The sequence below is a fragment of the Streptomyces sp. NPDC046931 genome (genome assembly GCF_040644655.1).
Lineage (GTDB): Bacteria > Actinomycetota > Actinomycetes > Streptomycetales > Streptomycetaceae > Streptomyces.
This window is the reverse complement of sequence record NZ_JBEYWX010000001.1, coordinates 46,413-66,166: the sequence shown is the minus strand read 5'-3', so window position 1 is coordinate 66,166 and position 19,754 is coordinate 46,413. Positions and strand designations below refer to the sequence as shown.

Genomic DNA, 19,754 nt, shown 5'->3' with positions numbered 1-19,754 from the left:
GGCACGGCCGACGGGCCTCGGGGGCGGTCGGGCGGCCGCCGGGGGGCGGGCCTCGGGCTGGGCGGAGGAGTCGTCATGAGACTGTCCACACGCATCGGGCTGGCCGTGGGACTCACCGTCCCGCTGCTCGTGCTCGCCTCCGGCTGGCTGCTGCTGCGCCTGGTCGCCCAGGATCTGCGCCACGAGGAGGACGACCATCTGCGCGAGCGGGCCACCGCCGTGGCCCCGGACGCGCGGGCCCTGCTCCGCGCGGCCGCCGCCGGCCGGCCCAAGGCAGCCGACACCAGGGAACGGCAGCTGTACACCGCAGCGCTCGACGTCGGCGTCCGCGTCGTCGGACCCACGGCGGCCTTCAGCGGCGGACCGCAGCCCGGCGCCTCGGTCACCCTGCCCGCGCGGGCCGCCGGACCGGTCACCGTGCGGGACGCCGGGCACAGCTGGCGGGCGCTGGCCGTGCCGATCAGCGGCCCCCGCGCCACGGGCACCCTCTGGGTGTTCCGCCCCGACGCCGCCGACCGCACCCAACTCCAGCTGGTGCGGCGGCGCGTGGTCCTCACCGCCCTGCTCGCCGCCCCGCTGTCCGGCCTGCTCGCCTGGGGCGTCGCCACCGGTGCCACCGGCCCGCTGCGCCGCCTCGGCCGCCGCGCCGCGGGCCTCGACCCGCGGGCCAGTACCGCCCGGCTGCGCCACGAGCCGACCGGCGTACGGGAGGTCGACGACCTCGCGGCCACCCTGCGCACGGTCCTTGCCCGCTACGACGAACAGGCCGCCCGCACCGCGGAGGCCCTCCAGACGGCCCGCTCCTTCTCCGCCGCGGCGTCGCACGAACTGCGCACCCCGCTGATGAGCATGGGCACCAACCTCGACATCCTCGCCGACCACCCCGCTCTGCCCGAGCCCGACCGCACGGAGGTGCTCGCCGATCTGCGCAGGGAGCACGCCCGCCTGCTCGGCCTGTTGGTGATGCTGCGCGAGCTGGGGCGCGGCGACCTCGTGGAGGCGGAGGCGTTCCGGACGGTGGACGTGGGGGAGGCGGCGGACGCGGCGGTCGCCGAGGCCCGGCGCCGCGATCCGGACGCCCGTATCACCCTGCGGGCGGAGCCGGGGCTCACCGTGCACGGCTGGGAACCCGGACTGCGGCTGGTGCTGGACAATCTGCTCCTCAACGCGCTGGCGCACGGCCGGGACCCGCAGGGGCGGGCGATTGTGGCGGTCGGTGTGGCGGGGACCGGCACCGAGGCGGTGATCACGGTGGATGACCGCGGCCCGGGCGTCCCACCCGAGGCCCGCAGCCGGATCTTCGAACGCTTCCGACGGGGACCGGACAGCGCCGGCTCCGGTCTCGGCCTGACCCTGGTCGCCCAGCAGGCGGCCCTGCACCGGGGGAGCGTCACGGCGAGGGACGGCTCGGGGGGTGTCGGCGCGCGGTTCGAGGTACGGCTGCCGCGGGCGGGCGGGGCCCTGCCCGAGCGCAGGGACTGGCTGATCGCGGCGGCCGGGGCAAACCGGTCACAGAGTTCCCACAAAGACGGTTCCTAGCCTCCGCCACGACGGACGGACGACGGGGCCGTCCGGGAACGGAGGCGAGGATGAACGTACGACGGAGCCGGCGCACCCTGCTCGCGGGGCTGGCCGCGGCCGCGCTGCTGGTGAGCGGGACCGGTGCGGCGACGGCCGCGGACTCGGCCGCTCCCACGCCGGCCGGGGACGGGGCGCGGGGGCTGTGCAAGCGGGTGCCGACGATCGACCGGCGTATCGAGCGGGCGCTTGAGCGGCTCGACGGGGGCGCCGACGTCCGGGGGTCCGTCGCCCGGTTGCAGCAGCGCGTGGACAACGCGAAGAAGGCCGGCCACGGCGAGATCGCCACCTATCTCCAGCACCGGCTGGACTTCCGCAAGTCCCTGGTGCCGACGCTCCGGCAGCGGCAGAAGGATCTCGCCGGGGTCAGGAGCTGGTGCGCGGACCACGAGAACGGAAAGGCGGCGAGCTGATGCGGGGCCGACGGATGCCCTGGGCCGCGGTCTTTGCGGTGGTCCTGCTCGTGGGCCTCACCGCGGGCTGTGCACGGGACCAGGGCACGGCCGTCCCGCCGGCCTCGTCCGCCACGCCCTCCGCTTCCGCGGGCGCACGGCAGGACGTGCAGCAGGACACACGGCAGGACATGGAGAGGAAGGTGGCCGCCGCCGAGTCCGCGCTCACGGCGGCGGACCGGGACGCCGCACAGGACGGCGGCCACTGAGGTGTGTGCTCGGTGGGGAGCGCCGGTCAGCGCTCCCCACCCGGGACCCACAGCACGTCGCCGGTCTCCTTGTTGGCGTACCGGGCCAGGATGAACAGCAGGTCCGACAGGCGGTTGAGATAGGTCGCGGTCAGCGGGTTCATCACCTCGGCATGGGCCTCCAGCGCGGCCCAGGTGGAGCGCTCGGCCCGCCGTACGACCGTGCACGCCTGGTGCAGCAGGGCCGCGCCCGGGGTGCCGCCGGGCAGGATGAAGGAGCGCAGCTTCTCCAGCTCGGCGAGGAAGCGGTCGCAGTCCGCCTCCAGCCGGTCGACGTAGAACTGCTCGACCCTCAGGGGCGGGAACTCCGGGTTCTCCGTGACCGGCGTCGACAGGTCCGCGCCCACGTCGAACAGGTCGTTCTGCACACGGGTGAGGACCTTGACGACCTCCTCGGCGAGGTTGCCCAGTGCGATCGCGGTGCCGATCACCGCGTTCGCCTCGTTGGCGTCCGCGTAGGCGGCGATGCGCAGATCGGTCTTCGGCACCCGGCTCATGTCTCCGAGGTGCGTGGTGCCCTTGTCTCCGGTCCGCGTGTAGATGCGCGTCAGATTGACCATGTGACCAGCGTAGTTAGGCACCGGCCGTCCCGGACACCCGTGTGCCGGCCGTCACGGCCGGTGCCGCGGGGCCGGGGGGCGGCTGTGACGCCGTACGGCGGAGGTGCGGCGGCCGCGACGGTGGGACGCAATCCGGACGAAGGGTCGTGCGGGGCGCCGTTGCTTCCGGGCGGCGGGGAGCAGCCGTTGAGCCCGAGGACGCTCAAGTACGCCGTCCGGGCGGCGGAATGAATCATGCCGGTGTGAAGTCCGTCATGTGAGACGTGACGCGCGTTACTAACCGGTCACACAGCGCCTCCCGGGCGCTAGGGTCCGGCCGAGAGGCCTATCGGCACAACGCGTCAGGGGAGTCGCACAGTGGCACGGAAGCTTGCCGTCATCGGAGCCGGACTCATGGGTTCCGGTATTGCCCAGGTATCGGCCCAGGCCGGCTGGGATGTCGTCCTGCGTGACGTCACGGACGAGGCGCTGACGCGTGGCACGGACGCCATCAAGGCCTCCTACGACAAGTTCGTGAGCAAGGGCAGGCTCGAGGCGCACGACGCCGAGGCGGCGCTGGCCCGTATCACCGCGACCACCGACCTGGACGCCGCCGCCGACGCGGACATCGTCGTCGAGGCCGTCTTCGAGAAGCTCGAGGTCAAGCACGAGATCTTCCGGACGCTCGACAAGGTCGTCCGCGAGGACACCGTGCTGGCCTCCAACACCTCCGCCATCCCGATCACCAAGATCGCGGCGGCCACCGCGCACCCGGAGCGGGTCGTCGGTGTGCACTTCTTCTCCCCGGTGCCGATGATGCAGCTCGTCGAGCTGGTCCGCGGCTACAAGACCAGCGACCGGACCCTGGCCGCCGCGCGCGAGTTCGCCGAGTCCGTCGGCAAGACCTGCATCGTCGTCAACCGCGATGTCGCAGGCTTTGTGACGACCCGTCTCATCTCCGCCCTGGTCGTCGAGGCGACGAAGCTGTACGAGTCGGGCGTGGCCACCGCCGAGGACATCGACCTCGCCTGCAAGCTGGGCTTCGGACACGCGATGGGACCGCTGGCCACGGCCGACCTCACCGGCGTCGACATCCTGCTGCACGCCACGAGCAACATCTACACGGAGTCCCAGGACGAGAAGTTCGCTCCGCCGGAGCTGATGCGCCGGATGGTTGACGCCGGTGACTTCGGCCGCAAGACCGGGCAGGGCTTCTACAGGTACTGAACACGCATCGAATCCGCACGCACTCCTGAGGTGTCACCTCATCGGGTGAATTCGGTATCGGTTCGCTTACAGACGGCAACCTGATGGTGCTCAGCGCAGTCAGACGTTGCACAACCACAAAACGGAGTACGGACGACGCACTCTCGGGGAGCGCATATGTACATCAGGGGCGACCACGCCGGGCTGGTCGTCGGGGGCCGCCTCGACGTCCGCAGCGCGGCGGACGCCCGTACGGTCCTGCACTCGGCCGTCGACGGCGGAGTCGGCGACCTGGTGCTCGATCTGTCCGAACTGGACTCCTGGGACGCCACCGGGCTCGGGGTGATCATGGGCGTCCACCGGCGGGCCGGGCGGTGCGGCCGGCGGCTGGTGCTGCGCGATGTCCCACCGCAGATGCAGCGCCTGCTGGTGGCCACCCGGCTGCACCGGATCCTGGCCATCGAGGGCGGCATCGGCGTGGAGTCGCTCCCCCGGGTGTGAGCGGGCGGCGCGCGGCGTCTTTGCAGGGAACGCCGCCGAAACGCACGTCGCGCGCAATCCTCACGAGACTGTGACGTCTCGGACGGCGCGGTACCCCGGCTTGTCAGAGATACTGTGCCAAGGTTTAAGGTTCGGCTGCCCGCCGCCCGCATCCCTCGTGCGGGCACCGGACCAGAAGCGACAGCGCAGTGTGCGGCAAGGCCGGGAGGGGCTCAGGCACACGACGCTTTTGGGGGCTTGGACCTATGGACCCGAACAACGAGGGACCCGAGGAGTACGGCCACGACGGCGACCACGCCGCACCGCGCCAGCGTCCGCCGCGGGACCTCATGACATCCGACTTCGGGCAGCCGGCACCGGCTCTCGCCCGCACCGTGCAGCTCGTGACGGGCGACTTCCTGGTCACCGTCAACCCCGTCGACGGCAGCGAGATAGAGGCGTGCACGCCCGGGCGGCGGCCCGAGCGGCCGGTGAAGCGCACCGCCGCCGACCGGGCGGACAAGGCCCGCGCCGCGAAGCCGCCCGTCCCGGCCGGGCCCGGGCGCCCGCAGCAGGCCCTGCTGAAGCGCCAGGAGGAGCGGGAGCGGCTGGTACGGCTCCTCGCGCGCGGCCGCTCGGTCCGGCTCACCGGCCCGTCCGGCTCCGGCCGCACCGCGCTCCTGGACATCGTCGCCGAGGACTGTGCGGACCTCGCCCCCGACGGCGTGATCCGCCTCTGCGGCTACCGGCGCACCACGAACGAACTGCTGTACGACCTCTTCGCCGCCGTATACGACGCGCCCCTGTTCCGCCCGGACCGGGACGAACTGGTGCGGTATCTCCAGGACATCGGCGCCGTCGTCGTCCTCGACGACCTGGAGTTCGGCGGCAGCGCGCTCGACGAACTGCTCGACGCGACGCCCGAGTGCGCTTTCCTGCTCTCCGCAACGCCCGACGTCCCCGCGCCCTCGGCCGACTCGCGCGTCGAGGAGGTCTTCCTCGGCGGACTCGACCGTGCGGCCGGCCTGGAACTCCTGGAACGCGCCGTCGGCCGCGACCTCACCGAGGACGAGGCGAACTGGGCGGGCGACCTGTGGTTCGAGTCCGAGGGGCTGCCGCTGCGCTTCATGCAGGCCGGGGCACTGCTGCGGCAGCGGGACCGGCAGCGGGCCGAGGAGGACGCCGTCGACGAGTTCGGCGTCTTCCAGAACGTCCCCTCCGCCAAGGCCTCGTCCGAGCAGGCGGAGGGCCCCGCGCCCGGCGACGCCGCAGACGGGCCCGAGGTGCCCCTTCCGTCGCTCGCCGAGGCCGCCGCGGCCGCCCCGCTGCTCGCCTCCCGGCTCAGCGCGTCGGCGCGCGAGACGCTCAAGTTCGCGGTCGCGCTGGGCGGCGAGGTGCCCCACCAGACGCATCTGCCGGCCCTCGTGGACGACACCCACGCGGACGCGGCGCTCGCCGAACTCGCCGACTGCGCGCTGGTCTCCCCGGTCGGCTCCCGCTACCGCCTCGCGGCCGGGGTACCGGCCCAGCTGGAGGCGGCCGGGTACGCGACCGGGGCGGAGGAGTACGCGCTCAAGGCCGCCCAGCACTACTGCTGGTGGGCCGGACACCCCTCGGTCACCCCGGCGAGGGTCGTGGCCGAGGCGGACGCCGTGCTGGCCGCGCTGGCTGCCCTGGCGCCGGTCTCCACCCGGCTCTCGAACTCGTCCGAGCAGGTGGCATCCCCGGCCTCGTCCGGAGAGGACGAGGAGGGCAGCGTCGCCGTACGGCTGGCCCGGCAGGCCGCGCCCGCGTTCGCCGCGGGGCTCGACTGGGGGGCCTGGGAGCGGGCGCTGCGCTCCGGCACGGAGGTCGCCCGGAGCGCCGGTGAGGTCGTCGAACAGGCCTACTTCCACCACGAGTTGGGCATACTCGCGCTCTGTACGGGACAGATCGACCGGTCTCGTGCCGAACTCGAGGCATCCATCGGGCTGCGCGGCGCCCTCGCCGACAAGCGCGGCACGGTCGCCGGGCGGCGCGCCCTCGCCCTGGTCGGCGACCGCGCGCGCACCGCGCCGCTCGTGGTGCGCACCGCGGCGGCCGGGGAGGCACCGGACGCGCGGCAGGAGGAACCGGCATCCCGGTCGGGCGGCGGCGTTCCGGGCGGCTTCGGTCCGTCCGCGCCGGCCGGCGACACGGCGACACTGGTCGCGCACCAGGTGCCGGCGAAGCCGGTGTCCCGGCTCGGTGGGGTCCGCGGTGCGGTGACGGGCACCCGGCGCAACCTGGTGGCCGCGGGCGCGGGCGCGGCCCTGGTCGCCGTGCTGGGCACCGTGGTGACGCTCGGCATGACCTCGAACAGCAACGGCAACGCCCCGTCCGACCAGGTCCGGGTGGGCCCTTCGGCGACCGAGGGCCCGAACGACGACAGCCTCGGCGCGGACAAGGCGGGCGGCGACTCGGACGGCGGTGGCGCCTCCGGCGCGACCGGCGCCGCCCCCACGCCGACCAACCCCGGCCCGGACGGCGCCTACGGCACCTCCGACGATCCGACACCGCGGAGCACCGGCGGCGTGCCGGTCGACGAGCCGACGAGCAAGCGGCCGACGGTCCCGTCGAAGTCGCCGACGAGGCCGACGTCCCGGCCGACGACGAGGCCGACGACGCCGACGACGCCGACGACGAAGCCATCGACGCCGTCGGGCTCCCCGTCGCCGACGTCCACCACGCCGTCTCCGTCGTCCTCCGGACCCACACCACCCGTCTCCAACTCGGCCAGCGGCCCGGCGTCCTCCAGCGCCCCGGCCTCGACGTCGGGTTCCGCGAGCGCACCCCAGAGCAGTGGTTCGGGGACGCCGGGCGGCGAGCGCCTGGTGATCTGACGGCCCCAGTGGCGCAAGAGGGCCGGATCCGGAACCCCGGACCCGGCCCTCTCGGCGTCAGGCGACGCCGGAATCAGAACAGCCGCAGCTTGTCGTCCTCGATGCCCCGCAGCGCGTCGTAGTCCAGGACGGCGCAGCTGATGCCGCGGTCCGTGGCGAGGACGCGGGCCTGCGGCTTGATCTCCTGGGCCGCGAAGATCCCGCGGACCGGCGCGAGATGCGGGTCACGGTTCAGGAGCTCCAGGTAGCGCGTGAGCTGCTCCACGCCGTCGATCTCGCCCCGCCGCTTGATCTCGACCGCCACGGTCCCGCCCTCGGCGTCCCGGCACAGGATGTCCACCGGGCCGATCGCCGTCATGTACTCGCGGCGGATGAGCGTGTAGCCGTCGCCGAGCGTCTCGATGCGGTCGGCGAGCAGCTCCTGTAGGTGCGCTTCCACGCCGTCCTTGATCAGCCCGGGGTCCACGCCCAGTTCGTGCGTGGAGTCGTGGAGGATTTCCTCCATTGTGATGATCAGTTTTTCGCCCGTCTTGTTGATGACGGTCCAGACGCCCTCCTCGTCGCCCGTCCCCTCCTTCAGCGCGCAGGGCGGCGACATCCAGTTGAGGGGCTTGTAGGCCCGGTCGTCCGCGTGGATCGACACGCTGCCGTCCGCTTTCACCAGGATCAGACGGGGTGCGGAGGGGAGGTGGGCGGTGAGGCGGCCCGCGTAGTCGACGGAGCACCGGGCAATGACGAGACGCATGGTCGGCAACGCTACTCGACCGCACCGTCCCGACGCGATTCGCCCTCCTCGGCCGCCCCTGGCGGCAGCTCCCCCGTGTCCTCCCTTTCACCCGGGATGCCCCCGTTCGCCTATGGCTGGTTGTGTGCCTAATGGGAGTCGGCTCTGCGCGCATTCTCCTGGTGCCGTCACCGCCCGTTGCCTACCGTAGTAAACGGGAGGTCGCGTGGTGTGTACGCAGCGTGTTCGAGATAGCGAACTCCCATCCCTGTCCGTCGACCCCTGTTGTCTCGGGGTGCGAGAGGAGTACCCATGTCGCTCGACGTCTCACCGGCCCTACTGGAACAGGCCGAGCGAGGCGAGGTCGACGAAGCCGATTTCGTCGACTGCGTCCGGACCTCCCTGCCCTATGCGTGGGAGATGATCAGCTCCCTGGTGGCCGAGCTGAAGGTGGACGGCGGCCAGTTCGCCGACAACCTGACGCCCCCGCCGGACGAGCAGGCACGTGGACAGCTGCTGCGTGCGCTTGCGAGTGACGCGATACGCGGTGCGCTGCAACGGCACTTCGGAGTGCGCCTGGCCTTCCAGAACTGCCACCGGGTGGCGGTGTTCCCGCTGGACTCCTCAGTGGACGACACGTTGGCTCGCTTCACCTCGGTCCGCAGTCAACTGCTCAACCAGTCGCCGGAGCTGCGCGACTGCTGAGACACCAGAGCCGTACGGCTTGCCGCTCTGTACGCCGGGAGGTGCATCTGTACCGGAGCGGCAAGCTCCCGCCGGGCCCGGGTGACGGGCCCGGCCCGGCGGGCTCAGCGGAGCTGGGGGAGCACCTCGGCACCCAGCCTGCGCACGTTCTCCTCCGTCGCCGCGAGGTCCCCGGAGCCCTCGACGAGCAGAGCGAAGCGGTTGATGCCCGTCCGCTCGCAGGTCGCGGCGAGCCGGTCGGCGCACAGCCGCGGGGTGCCCACCGGGTGCAGCCCGCAGAGCAGTTCGGTGTACACCAGCGGGTCCCGCATCGTCCGTGCCCGGCCGTCGACCGTCACATGCGCGTCGAGCCCCTGTTTCAGCCAGCCTGGCATCGCCTTCGTCAGCGTCTCGACCGCGTCGGTGCGGCGGTCGGCGATCTGGCAGACGCCGGCCGAGACATGAGCGGCACGGGCGATCGCGTCCCCGCCGACCCCGGCCGCGTGCGCGCAACTCCGCCACAGCGCGACCATGTCCGCCTTCTCCTCGTCGCCGACATGCATGCCGAGGAGCATCGGCAGCCCCCGCTCGGCCGCCAGCCGTACGCTCGCGGGCGAGGTGCAGGCGACGACGACCTCGGGGCCCTCGGTGTCGGTGAGCGACTCCGAGGGGCGGGGGACGACCGGGACCTCACGGAAGGTGAATCGTTCCCCCTGAGTGGCGACGGACGGTTCGCGCAGCCAGCGCACCAGCAGATCGAGTGATTCGGGGAAGTCCGTCTCGTAGGCCCGAAGACCCGTGCCGAAGACCTCCAGGTCGACCCAGGGGCCGCCGCGCCCCACCCCGAGGGAGAAGCGCCCGCCCGTGGTGAGGTGCAGCAGCGCGGCCTGCTCGCCGAGCGCCACGGGGTGGGAGGTGGGCAGGACGCTCACCGCCGTGCCGACCCGGATCCGGCGGGTACGGCCCAGCAGGAGGGCCGCCAGGGTGAGCGCGGACGGGCATGTCCCGTACGGCACGAAGTGGTGCTCGGCCAGCCACACCGCGTCCAGGCCCGCCTCCTCGGCGACCTCGGCCGACCGCACCGCGCGGTGCAGCGCCTCCCCCTGGCCCTGGCCCGGAAACTGGGCCGCCAGTACAAAACTTCCTACCTGCATGGCACTTCCTGCTTTCCTGGCTCCGACGCGGAGCTCCCCCACCCGGCATAACTGCCTGACATGTGCCCAAGTCACGGCCCCGGGGAGAGATTTGCGGATTGTCTTCAGAATCGGCCGGTGGGAGGGGGTTCTGTCAGGGTTGGAGACGTACGCGTACCCCCGTCTGCGCCGCGTAGGCTGGATAGGGCCCCTGCTCCCTGCATAGCCCTGTGAGGTGTTCCGTGTCCCCGCGTCGCAACCGCCCCAAGGGCGCAGGCTCGTCCGGCCGGAGCGCGGAGGAGGACGACAGCTCCCGCTACGGCGGCCGGCAGACCACCGAGAGCTGGCGCGGCGAGGCGTGGAGCGTGCGCCATGTCGCGGGCGCCGCGGCCGAGGGCAAGACCTACCGCTGCCCGGGCTGCGACCAGGTGATCCCCTCCGGTGTCCCGCATGTGGTGGCCTGGCCCGAGCACGCGGGCGTGGACGACCGCCGGCACTGGCACAGGGCGTGCTGGAACGCGAAGGACCGCCGCACCACGCGGGTGCAGCGGTCCCGTAACGCGCCGAGGTACTGAGGCCGGGGCAGGCGGCCTACACGTCCCGCCGCTCCAGCAGCAGCCAGGCGCCGGCGAAGACGACGGCGGTCACCACCGCCATGATCCACAGCGGGTCCCAGCCGGACGGGCCCGACCGGGTCAGGGAGTTGGAGTAGAAGACGCTGAGCTGGTTCGGGATCGAGTACTCGAACAGCGCCGTGCGCACGCCGTCGAGCGACTCCGAGAACATGAACAGCGCGATGACCAGTGGGGCCAGCACAAGGCCGATCATGATGGTGATGGCGCCGGCCGAGTGCCGGATGACCGAGCCGATGGCGAGCGACAGCAGCCCGAGCAGCGCGAGGTAGAGCGACACGCCGAATGTGCCCTTCAGCCATTCCATGCCGGAGGGCTGCCGGGCGCCGTCGAGCAGGGCCGCGTCGGCGAAGGCCACGAGACCGACGGAGAGCAGGCTCACCGTGAACGCGACGGCGAAGAACACCACCGCCTTGGCCGCCAGCACCCGGCCGCGGGAGGGGCACGCGACCATCGTGGTCCGGATCATGCCGGTGCCGTACTCGGAGGCGGTGGTCAGCACCCCGAGCGTGATGAGGCAGATGCTGCCGAGCAGCAGCCCGAACACGCCGAACGAGAGCGGGTTCTCCCCCGACAGGTCCGTGTCCCCTGACTTTGCGGCCACCAGCAGGGCGACCAGCAGACCGATGCCGACGACGAGCAGGAGGAACACGCCCAGCGTCCACATCGTGGAGCGCACCGATCTGATCTTCGTCCACTCCGAGGCGATGGCGTGCCCGAGGTGCGTGCGCACCACGGGGATCGGAGAGGTGTAGGTGGGGTACGCGGAGCCGGGGGCCGCCTGCCAGGCGGGCGCGGCCTGCGGCATCGGGGGCTGGGGCGTGCTCATCGGGCGTCCTCGGACTTGGTCAGGTCGGCAGCAGGGGCAGGGGCGGAGGCAGAGGCAGGCGCGGAGGCGGTGGGAGCGGCCGGCGTCTGCGGGGCAGCCGCAGGCGGGGTGGCCGGCGCCGGCGTCTGCGGGGCCGGCTGCGCGTAGGGGTTCGGCCCCCCGTTCGCGCCGGGCGCGCCCGGGCCGCCGTAGGGGCCCGTGGGCGGCTGTCCGGGCAGCGCGAACGGCTGACCGCCCTGCTGGGGCGGCGGCGGGGCGTACCAGCCCGGCTGGCCCTGCCCCGGCACCGGCATCGGAGGCTGGACGCCGGGCGGCAGCGGCTGCATCAGCCCCGCCTTCTGGTCGATGGTCGAGCGGTAGTCGACCGCGGCCTGCGTCATCCGCATGTACGCCTCTTCCAGCGACGCCTGGTGCGGAGACAGCTCCCACAGACGTACGTCGGCGTCGTGCGCGATGTCACTGATGCGCGGCAGCGGCAGCCCGGTGACGCGCAGGGCGCCGTCCTGCTCGGGCAGCACGTGCCCGCCCGCCTCGGTCAGCGCGGAGGTCAGCTTCTCGCGATGCTGCGGCTCGGTGTCGGGCGTGCGCACCCGCGCGAAGTCGGCGGAGTTCGCCGAGATGAAGTCCTTGACGCTCATGTCGGCCAGCAGCTGCCCGCGCCCGATCACGATCAAGTGGTCCGCGGTGAGCGCCATCTCGCTCATCAGGTGGGAGGAGACGAAGACCGTTCGGCCCTCGGCCGCGAGCGCCTTCATCAGGTTGCGCACCCAGAGGATGCCCTCGGGGTCGAGGCCGTTGACCGGTTCGTCGAACAGCAGCACCTGGGGGTCGCCGAGGAGCGCGGCGGCGATGCCGAGGCGCTGGCCCATACCGAGGGAGAAGCCCTTGGACCGCTTCCTGGCCACGTCCTGGAGCCCGACGACGCCGAGCACCTCGTCGACACGGCGGGCCGGGATGCCGGACAGCTGCGCCAGGCACAGCAGGTGGTTGCGGGCGGCCCGGCCGCCGTGCACGGCCTTGGCGTCGAGCAGGGCGCCGACCTGGCGGGGGGCGTTCGGCAGCTTGCGGTACGGGTAACCGCCGATGGTCACCTGCCCGGCGGTGGGGTTGTCCAGGCCGAGGATCATCCGCATGGTCGTCGACTTGCCCGAGCCGTTGGGCCCGAGGAAGCCGGTGACGGCACCCGGCCGCACCTGGAAGGAAAGGTTGTACACGGCCGTCTTGTCGCCGTAGCGCTTCGTCAGGCCGACTGCCTCGATCATGCTCCGCACCCATCGAAAGGTTCAGGACGTCGGGGCCCACACTGCCCCCGTAAGGGTTAGGAGGATATCCGGGCGCTGACGGTTCCACTCAAGAGAACGTAAAGCCCCGCAGGTCACAACCGGACGCTCAGGCGTCCCGTCTCCTCAGCAGGACATACCCCCCGGCCAGCGCCGCGGCCACCCACAGCACCATGATGCCGAGTCCGCCCCAGGGTCCGTACGGGGTGTCGTCGCCGAAGCTCGGCACGACCTGGAGAATCCTGCTTCCGGCCCGGTCGGGCAGGAAGCGGCCGACCTTCTTCGTCGCGGAGACGCTCGCCAGGACGTTGGAGATCAGGAAGAAGAACGGCATCAGGATGCCGAGCGACAGCATCGGCGAGCGCAGCATCGCGGCGATGCCCATGGAGAACACCGCGATGAGCGTCATGTACAGCCCGCCGCCGAAGACCGCGCGCAGCACGCCGGGATCGCCGAGCGACGCCCGGTAGGGGCCGAGCATCGCCTGCCCCAGGAAGAAGGCGACGAAGCTGGTGACCACGGACACGGCCAGGGCGAGCGCGGCCGCCACCGCGATCTTGCCGAGCAGGAACGTGCCGCGCCGGGGGACCGCGGCCAGCGAGGTGCGGATCATGCCCGTGCTGTACTCGTTCGACACCACGAGCACCCCGAAAACGATCATCGCGAGCTGACCGAGGCTCATCCCGGCGAAGCTGACGTAGGTCGGGTCGAAGAAGAGCCGGTCGGCCGGGTTGGTCCGGTCGAACTCGTTCCGGGTCAGGGCCGAGATCAGCATGCCGAGGACCACGGTGACGACCAGGGCCAGGGACAGCGTCCACACCGTGGACGCCACCGACCGGATCTTCGTCCACTCCGAGCGCAGGACCTGGGTCACCGCCGTCATCGCTCAGGCCCCCTTCCGCCGGCCGGCACCCCACCCGGCGCGCGCCGCCTGCCGCGGCCAGGAGCCGCCGGGGACATCGGAGTGCGCGTGGTACTCCACCGCCTGCGCCGTCAGCCGCATGAACGCCTCCTCCAGGGAGGCATGCCGGGGGCTCAGCTCGTGCAGCACGATCTGGTGGCGGGCGGCCAGCTCGCCGATCAGCTCCGCCTTGCCGTCGTCCACCTCCAGCGCGCCGCCGCCGCACTCGACGACCGTGATGCCCGCCTCGTGCAGCACGTCGAGCAGCCGCTCGCGCTGCGGGGAGCGGATCCGGACGTACGACCGGGAGTTCTGCCGGATGAAGTCGGCCATGGAGGTGTCGGCGAGCAGCCGGCCCTGACCGATGACCACGAGATGGTCGGCGGTCAGCGCCATCTCGCTCATGACATGGCTGGAGACGAACACGGTCCGCCCCTGCGCGGCCAGGGATTTCATCAGGGTGCGGATCCAGTGGATGCCCTCCGGGTCGAGGCCGTTGGCCGGCTCGTCGAACATCAGGATGCGCGGATCGCCGAGAAGCGCGGCGGCGATGCCGAGGCGCTGGCTCATGCCGAGCGAGAAACCCTTGGCCTTCTTGTGCGCGACGGACGTCAGGCCGACGGTGTCCAGCACCTCGTGCACGCGGGTGGTGGGGATGCCGTTGCTCTGCGCGAGGCACAGCAGATGGTTGAAGGCGCTGCGACCGCCGTGCACGTCCCCCGCGTCGAGCACGGCCCCGACGCACGTCAGCGGATCCTTCAGCTCGTCGTAGTGCCTGCCGTCGATGCGGACGTCACCGGCGGTGGGGTGGTCGAGCCCGAGCACCATCCGCATGGTGGTGGACTTCCCGGCGCCGTTCGGCCCGAGGAAGCCCGTGACCAGGCCCGGTCGGACGGTGAACGTGAGGCCGTCGACCGCCGGTTTCTCGCCGTACCGCTTGGTCAGCCCCTCGAGCTCGATCATGTGGTCACGCTAGAACGGCACAAAGCCCCCCGCCACCGGAGTGGCGGGGGGCTTCGCGGACGTGGGGACGCCGACGGTTACCGGGACTGCTGTGCCGGAACCCCGCGGGAGATCGGCTCGTCCTCGGCGGGCGAACCCGCGGCGGCCACCGCCGCGCCCGTGAGCGTCGCGAGCATCTCGCGGACGTTCGTGAGCTGGGCGTTGATGGAGTCGCGACGGTTCGTCAGCGCCGCCAGCTCGCGCTCGGATTCCGAGCGGATGCGGTCGGCCTTGGCGTTCGCGTCGGCCACGATGTCCTCGGCCTGGCGCTGGGCCGTCTCCACCGTCTGGCGGGCCCGGCGATCGGCGTCCGTACGCAGCTTCTCGGCCTCCAGGCGCAGCTGCTCGGCACGGTGCTCGATCTCGGCCAGGCGCTTCTCGGCCTTGGCCTGACGGGAGGCCAGGTCGCGCTCGGACTGCTCGCGCCGCTTGGCGAGGTTGGTCTCGAAGTCCGCGGCGGCCTGCGCGGCCTTGGCGCGGGTCTCCTCGAAGAGGGCGTCCGCCTCCTCGCGCTTGGACTGCGCGTCCTTCTGTGCCTCGGCCCGCAGCTGCGAGGCGTCGGTCTTGGCCTTCTCGACGATGCGGACGCCCTCGTCCTCGGCCTTGGACTTGCGCTCCGCAGCGAACGATTCTGCGTCGTTGCGCACCTGCTGAGCCGCCGACTCGGCCAGCTCACGGTGCTGCTCGGCGGCGCGGCGGGCCTCCTCGCGCAGGTCCTTGGCCTCTTCCTCGGCGAGTCGGAGGATCTTCTCGACGCGCGCGCCGAGACCCGCGTACGACGGCTCCGCGTCGCTTACCTGGGCCTGGGCGTTCTGCGTCTCGAGGTGGAGCTCCTCGATGCGCTTTTCCAGAGCGGTGATGCGGGCGAGAGCACTGTCACGGTCGGAGACGAGCTTGGAGATCCGTTCGTCCACCTGAGCGCGGTCGTACCCACGCCGCACAAGCTCGAAGCCGTAGGGGGAAGTGTCGCTCATGGGGTTCCTGTCGAAAGAGACCGGTGAGGTGATAGGGGAATCCTAGGGGCCGAAGCGGTGTGTCATCGAGCGGATGCGTGTTTGATCTGGAGAATGACACTCCTTTCGGGTGGCTAACTGTCTGAGCGCTTGCCAGGACCTGTGCGAAACGCCCGACAAGCACAGAATCCTCACCTCTTGCTAGCCGTCTGACGCCTTGCCACCCGAACGGGGCGCCCCCACGGCCGCTCCCGCCTTGACACCTCCGTCCTTTCCACCGGACGGGGCCTCGAAGGACTCCAGCGCCTCCAGGACGTCCTGGACCCGGGAGATCTCCGCGTTGATGTCCTCGCGCCGGCGCACCAGGATCTCCAGCTCCCGCTTGCCCTCCTCGACCGCCTTGCGGGCCTCGCGGATGGCCTCGGCCTTGATCTGCTCGGCCTCGGAGACCAGGGTGGCCTTCTTCTGCTCGGCCTCCTTCAGCAGGCCCTCGGCCTTCTTGACCGCGGCGATACGGACCTTGCCCGCCTCGGAATTGGCCTCCGAGACGGTCTCCTTCGCCTTGGCCTTGGCCTTCTCCAGCTGTTCCTCGGCGGCCCTGACCAGCGCGTCGCACCGCTCGCCCGCCGACTTCATCGCCTCGGCCGACTCGCGCCGCGCCCGCTCGTGCAGCTCCTCGATCTCGGCCGTGATCCGCTGGCGCAGCTCCTCCGCGCGGTCCCGGATCGCGGTCGCGTCCCGCCGTGCGCCGACGAGGAGTTCGTCCGCGTCCGACCGGGCCCGCTCCACCAGCGAGTTGCCCTCGACCATCGCCTCGGAGACCAGGCGCTCGGCCTCCTTGCGCGCGACGCCCACCATCGTGTCCGCCTGCGCCTCGGCGTCCGCCGTCGTCTTGTGCGCGCTCTGCTGGGACTCCGTGAGCAGCTTGTCGGCCTCGGCCGCGGTCTCCGAGATGAGCGTGTCCACCTGCTCGGCCGCCTCGGAACGCCGCTTGTTGGCTTCCCTGCGGGCCTCGTCCAGGGTGCGCTCGGCCTCCTCGCGCGCGGCCGTGGTGACCCGCTCGGCCTCCGCCTCCGCGTCGGCCTTGAGCCGCGCGGACTCGCTGCGGATGCGCTCGGCGTGCGCCTGCGCGGACCCGACCGCCTCGGCGGCCTCGGCGCGCAGCCGCTCCGCCTCGTCGGTGGCCTCCGCGAGGAGCGCGTCGGCCTTGGCCACGGACTCGGCCCGGACCCGCTCGGCCTCGGCGGCGGTCTCGTTGGCCAGCCGTTCGGCCTCCGCCGTCGCCTCGGTGATGAGGGTGTCGGCCTGCGAGGCCGCGTCCGAACGGATCCGGTTCGCGTCCTCGCGCGCCTCCGCACGCGTGCGTGCCGCGTCCTGCTCCGCGTTGGCGATGGCGTCCGAGGCCTCCGTCCGCACGCGCTGGGCGTGCTCGGCGGCGTCGGAACGCATCCGTTCGGCCTCGGCGATCGCCTCCGTGACCGTCCGCTCGGCCAGCGCCTTGGCGGCCTCGGTCTCCTCGGCGGCATCCCGGCGGATGCGGCCCGCGTCCTCGGAGGCCCGTTCCCGCTCCGCGTAGGCGTCGGCGCGGACCCGGTCGGCCTCCTCCTGCGCCTCGGTGCGCGTACGCTCCGCCGCGTGCTCGGCGGCCGAGCGCAGCCCGGTGATCTCCTCCTGGGCCTGCTCGTGCAGCCCGGCCACGGACTCCCGCACCTGCTGGGCGTGGAGCTCGGCGGCCGACACCATCTCGGTGGCGCGCCGGTCGGCCTCCTCCACCAGGCGTACGGCCTCGGTCTGGGCCTCCTCGACCCGGGCGCGCGCCACGGCGAGCAGTTCCTCGCTCTGCTCACGGGCCCGTTCGCGCTCCTGGTCGGCCTCCTGGCGCGCGGAGCCGAGCAGCTCCTCGGCCTCGCGACGGCGCCGGAGGGCCTCCTCCTGTGCGGCGGCAAGCGTCTCCGTGGCCTCCGCGGCCAGCCGCTCGGCGGCGGCCTGGGCCTCGGCCCGCACCCGGTCGGCGGTGTCCTGCGCCTCCGACTTCAGCCGCTCGGCCTCGGCCGCGGCGTCCGAGCGCAGCCGGACGGCGATGGCCTCGCCCTCCGCGCGGGAGGCGGACGCGTCGGCGGCGGCCTCCGTGCGCAGCCGGTCGGCCTCGGCCTCGGCCTGCGCCTGGAGCGTACGAATGCGCTCGGTGGCCTCCGTGCGCAGCCGGTCGGCATCCTCGACGGCCTCGCGGCGGGTCCGTTCGGCATCCGCCCGCGCGTCGGCGAGCGCCTGCTCGGCGGAGACGAGCCGCTGCTCGGTCTCGGCCTGGAGGCGGCCCAGCTCCTCGGCCGCCTCCGTCCGGCGGGCCTCGACGGCCCGGTCGGTCTCCTCGCGCAGGGCGCGAGCCGCCCGCTCGGCCTCCTCCTTGATCGCCTCCGCCAGCTCGACGGCTTCGGCGCGCTGGGTCTCGGCCTCTTTGCGGGTGCGCTCCAGGGCCTCCTCGGCCTGGCGGCGCAGCGTCGAGGCGCGCTCGATGGCCTCGGTACGCACCTTCTCGCTGTCGCTGGTGGCGCTCTGGCGCAGTTCGTCCGCGTCGGCCTTCGCCTTGGCGAGCAGCTCCTCGGCGGTCTTGGCCGCCTCCTCGATCTGCTGGACGGCCTCTCGCCGGGCCGCGGAGCGGATCTTCTCGCCCTCGGCGACCGCCTCGGAGCGCAGCTGCTCGGCCTCGCCGCGCAGCCGCCGGGCCTCCTCCTGAAGCTCGACGGTCTTGGCCCGGTACTCCTTGGTGTCGTCCTTCGCCGCGCCCTTGAGCTGCTCGGCGATGTCGTGCGCCTCGCCGCGCAGCCGGTCCGCCTCGGCCTCGGCCTCCCGGCGGATCCGCTCGGCCTCCTCGGCGGCGGCCTTGATGGTCGCCTTGGCGTCCTCCGACGCCTTGGTGAGGACGTCCTCGGCCGTACGGGCGGTCTTGGCGAGCTGGGAGGCGGTCTCCTCGGCGGTGATGCTGCGGGCCTTCTCGGAGGCCTCGGCGACGATCTTCTCGGCCTCGGCGCGCGCGTCCGCGACCACCTGCTCGGCCTCGGCCTTGGTGGACTCCGCCTCCTTGGTGGCCTCGCCGACCAGCCGGGCGACCTGTTCCTTGGCGGTGCGGGTGCGCTGCTCGTTGGTCGACTCGGCGTTGGCGAGCGCCTTGGCGGCGGCCTCCTTCGCCTCGGCGACGACCTTGTCGGCCTCGGCGCGCGCCTCGCGCAGCGCCGCCTCGGCCTCGGTCATCCGCTGCTCGGCCGCCCGGCTCAGCTCCGCCGCCTGGCGGCGGGCGGTGTCCGACTCGCTCGCGGTGGAGGAGCGCAGCTGCTCGGCGTGGTCGGTGGCCTCCTGGGCCTGGGTGGACGCCGCGTTCAGCAGCCGCTCGGCGTCCGCGCGGGCCCGGCGCAGGATCTGGTCGGCCTCGGCGCGGGCGGCCTCGGCGTCGCTCTGGAGCCGCTGCCGGGCCTCGGCGGTGAGCCGCTCGGCCTCGGCGCGGGCGGCGGCGAGCGCCTGTTCGGCCTCGGCGCGGGACTCCTCGACCAGCCGGCGGGCCTGCGACTCGGAGCGGGCGCGCAGCTGTTCGGCCCAGGCGACGTTCTCGTTGACGTGCGACTCGACGGTGGTCCGGCGCTCGGCGAGCTCCTGGTCCAGCTGCTGGCGGCGCGCGACGGCCTCCGCGTGCAGTTCGGCCTGGAGGCGGGCGGCCTGCTCGGCGTGCTCCTGGAGGATGCGCTGGGTCTGCGCGCGGGCCTGGCTCAGCTCCCGCTCGGCGTCCGCCCGCAGCTGGTCCGCCTGCATCTGCGCCGTACGGAGCATCTGCTCGGCCTGGTAGCCGATGTCGGCCCCGTCGTAGGCGGGACGGGTCATGAGCGTGCGCCGCGCCTCGTGCAGCTTGGCGCGCAGCACCTCGACCTGGTAGCCGAGGTCCTCGGCGTGCTGGATCGCCTTTTCCCGCTCGGTCTTCAGCCGCTCCATCTCGGCCTCGAACCGAGAGAGGTGGTCGACGTCAGCCGCCGGCTCTCGCTCCTGGCGTTCGTAGCCCCGCACTGCGCGGTCCCATCCGTCCCCTGGTCGCAAGTCTCTCCAAACGAGCTCCGTCCATCCGCCGAACGGTGCCCCCGGGGAATGGTGTCAGATCAACGGCGGAGCATGGGCTGCTGCCCCGACGCTCGTCCCCCGAAACCCGGACCCCGGTCACGTGTCCCGCCGGTTACGGGGGGACACGGTCGCCCTGGTGGAGCGGCGACCG

The 19,754-nt window shown here is 72.7% G+C and carries 17 protein-coding genes; 8 read left to right on the top strand and 9 right to left on the bottom strand.

Going from position 1 to position 19,754, the window contains the following annotated elements; all coding sequences use genetic code 11:
* The first annotated feature begins 75 nt into the window (after window positions 1-75).
* Genes ABZ876_RS00290 through ABZ876_RS00280 form a run of 3 tightly spaced genes read left to right on the top strand, consistent with a single transcriptional unit; the run spans window position 76 to window position 2,239 of the window.
* Complete coding sequence (locus ABZ876_RS00290) at window positions 76-1,539, top strand: HAMP domain-containing sensor histidine kinase (RefSeq protein ID WP_361772171.1); 1,464 nt, start codon at window positions 76-78, stop codon at window positions 1,537-1,539.
* 50 nt (window positions 1,540-1,589) lie between these two features.
* A complete protein-coding gene (locus ABZ876_RS00285; protein WP_361772169.1) occupies window positions 1,590-1,991 on the top strand; it encodes a hypothetical protein in 402 nt (133 codons plus the stop codon).
* Window positions 1,991-2,239, top strand: a complete 249-nt coding sequence (locus ABZ876_RS00280; RefSeq protein ID WP_361772167.1) for a hypothetical protein — start codon at window positions 1,991-1,993, stop codon at window positions 2,237-2,239. Before ABZ876_RS00285 ends, ABZ876_RS00280 begins: the two co-directional genes overlap by 1 nt.
* Window positions 2,240-2,265: 26 nt before the next feature.
* On the opposite strand, the gene ABZ876_RS00275 is transcribed toward ABZ876_RS00280, so the two are convergent.
* Window positions 2,266-2,838, bottom strand: coding sequence for a cob(I)yrinic acid a,c-diamide adenosyltransferase (locus tag ABZ876_RS00275; RefSeq protein WP_361772165.1), 573 nt, complete (start codon window positions 2,836-2,838; stop codon window positions 2,266-2,268).
* A 357-nt stretch (window positions 2,839-3,195) separates the two neighbouring features.
* Here ABZ876_RS00275 and ABZ876_RS00270 point away from each other — a divergent pair, with 357 nt between their 5' ends.
* The 3 genes from ABZ876_RS00270 to ABZ876_RS00260 all read left to right on the top strand — a co-directional run bounded on the left by ABZ876_RS00270 (window position 3,196) and on the right by ABZ876_RS00260 (window position 7,364).
* Window positions 3,196-4,044 (top strand): 3-hydroxyacyl-CoA dehydrogenase family protein, encoded by an 849-nt coding sequence (locus ABZ876_RS00270; RefSeq protein WP_361772163.1) that lies wholly within the window; start codon window positions 3,196-3,198, stop codon window positions 4,042-4,044.
* Window positions 4,045-4,200: 156 nt separating this feature from the next.
* Entirely contained in the window at window positions 4,201-4,524 is a 324-nt protein-coding gene (locus tag ABZ876_RS00265; RefSeq protein WP_361772161.1) for an STAS domain-containing protein, read from the top strand.
* A 245-nt stretch (window positions 4,525-4,769) separates the two neighbouring features.
* The gene (locus ABZ876_RS00260; RefSeq protein WP_361772159.1) at window positions 4,770-7,364 is read left to right on the top strand and encodes an ATP-binding protein; all 2,595 of its coding nucleotides are present in this window, start codon (window positions 4,770-4,772) and stop codon (window positions 7,362-7,364) included.
* Window positions 7,365-7,437: 73 nt separating this feature from the next.
* Here ABZ876_RS00260 and nucS read toward each other — a convergent pair whose 3' ends face one another.
* Window positions 7,438-8,109 carry an endonuclease NucS gene (gene nucS, locus ABZ876_RS00255; protein WP_361772157.1) on the bottom strand — a complete coding sequence of 224 codons (672 nt, stop codon included), beginning with the start codon at window positions 8,107-8,109 and terminating at the stop codon, window positions 7,438-7,440.
* Window positions 8,110-8,400: 291 nt separating this feature from the next.
* On the opposite strand from nucS, the gene ABZ876_RS00250 reads away from it, so the two are divergent.
* The gene (locus tag ABZ876_RS00250; protein WP_361772155.1) at window positions 8,401-8,793 is read left to right on the top strand and encodes an SCO5389 family protein; all 393 of its coding nucleotides are present in this window, start codon (window positions 8,401-8,403) and stop codon (window positions 8,791-8,793) included.
* 104 nt (window positions 8,794-8,897) lie between these two features.
* Here ABZ876_RS00250 and ABZ876_RS00245 read toward each other — a convergent pair whose 3' ends face one another.
* Window positions 8,898-9,926, bottom strand: coding sequence for an LLM class flavin-dependent oxidoreductase (locus ABZ876_RS00245; RefSeq protein WP_361772153.1), 1,029 nt, complete (start codon window positions 9,924-9,926; stop codon window positions 8,898-8,900).
* Window positions 9,927-10,147: 221 nt separating this feature from the next.
* Between ABZ876_RS00245 and ABZ876_RS00240 the strand changes: the two genes are divergently transcribed.
* Window positions 10,148-10,480 (top strand): ATP/GTP-binding protein, encoded by a 333-nt coding sequence (locus ABZ876_RS00240; RefSeq protein WP_361772151.1) that lies wholly within the window; start codon window positions 10,148-10,150, stop codon window positions 10,478-10,480.
* Between the two features lie 16 nt (window positions 10,481-10,496).
* Here the strand turns inward: ABZ876_RS00240 and ABZ876_RS00235 are convergent, their stop codons facing one another.
* The 6 genes from ABZ876_RS00235 to scy form a co-directional block, all read right to left on the bottom strand.
* Window positions 10,497-11,366 carry an ABC transporter permease gene (locus ABZ876_RS00235; RefSeq protein WP_361772149.1) on the bottom strand — a complete coding sequence of 290 codons (870 nt, stop codon included), beginning with the start codon at window positions 11,364-11,366 and terminating at the stop codon, window positions 10,497-10,499.
* Complete coding sequence (locus tag ABZ876_RS00230) at window positions 11,363-12,628, bottom strand: ABC transporter ATP-binding protein (protein WP_361772147.1); 1,266 nt, start codon at window positions 12,626-12,628, stop codon at window positions 11,363-11,365. The genes ABZ876_RS00235 and ABZ876_RS00230 overlap by 4 nt, the downstream gene beginning before the upstream one ends.
* A gap of 127 nt (window positions 12,629-12,755) precedes the next feature.
* A complete protein-coding gene (locus tag ABZ876_RS00225; protein ID WP_361772145.1) occupies window positions 12,756-13,529 on the bottom strand; it encodes an ABC transporter permease in 774 nt (257 codons plus the stop codon).
* A gap of 3 nt (window positions 13,530-13,532) precedes the next feature.
* On the bottom strand, window positions 13,533-14,510 hold the full coding sequence (locus tag ABZ876_RS00220; protein ID WP_361772143.1) for an ATP-binding cassette domain-containing protein: 978 nt from the start codon (window positions 14,508-14,510) through the stop codon (window positions 13,533-13,535).
* A gap of 77 nt (window positions 14,511-14,587) precedes the next feature.
* The gene (locus ABZ876_RS00215) at window positions 14,588-15,523 is read right to left on the bottom strand and encodes a cellulose-binding protein (RefSeq protein ID WP_361772141.1); all 936 of its coding nucleotides are present in this window, start codon (window positions 15,521-15,523) and stop codon (window positions 14,588-14,590) included.
* A gap of 180 nt (window positions 15,524-15,703) precedes the next feature.
* Window positions 15,704-19,552: a polarized growth protein Scy gene (scy, locus tag ABZ876_RS00210; protein ID WP_361772139.1), complete on the bottom strand. Its 3,849-nt coding sequence runs from the start codon at window positions 19,550-19,552 to the stop codon at window positions 15,704-15,706.
* Window positions 19,553-19,754 lie beyond the last annotated feature (202 nt).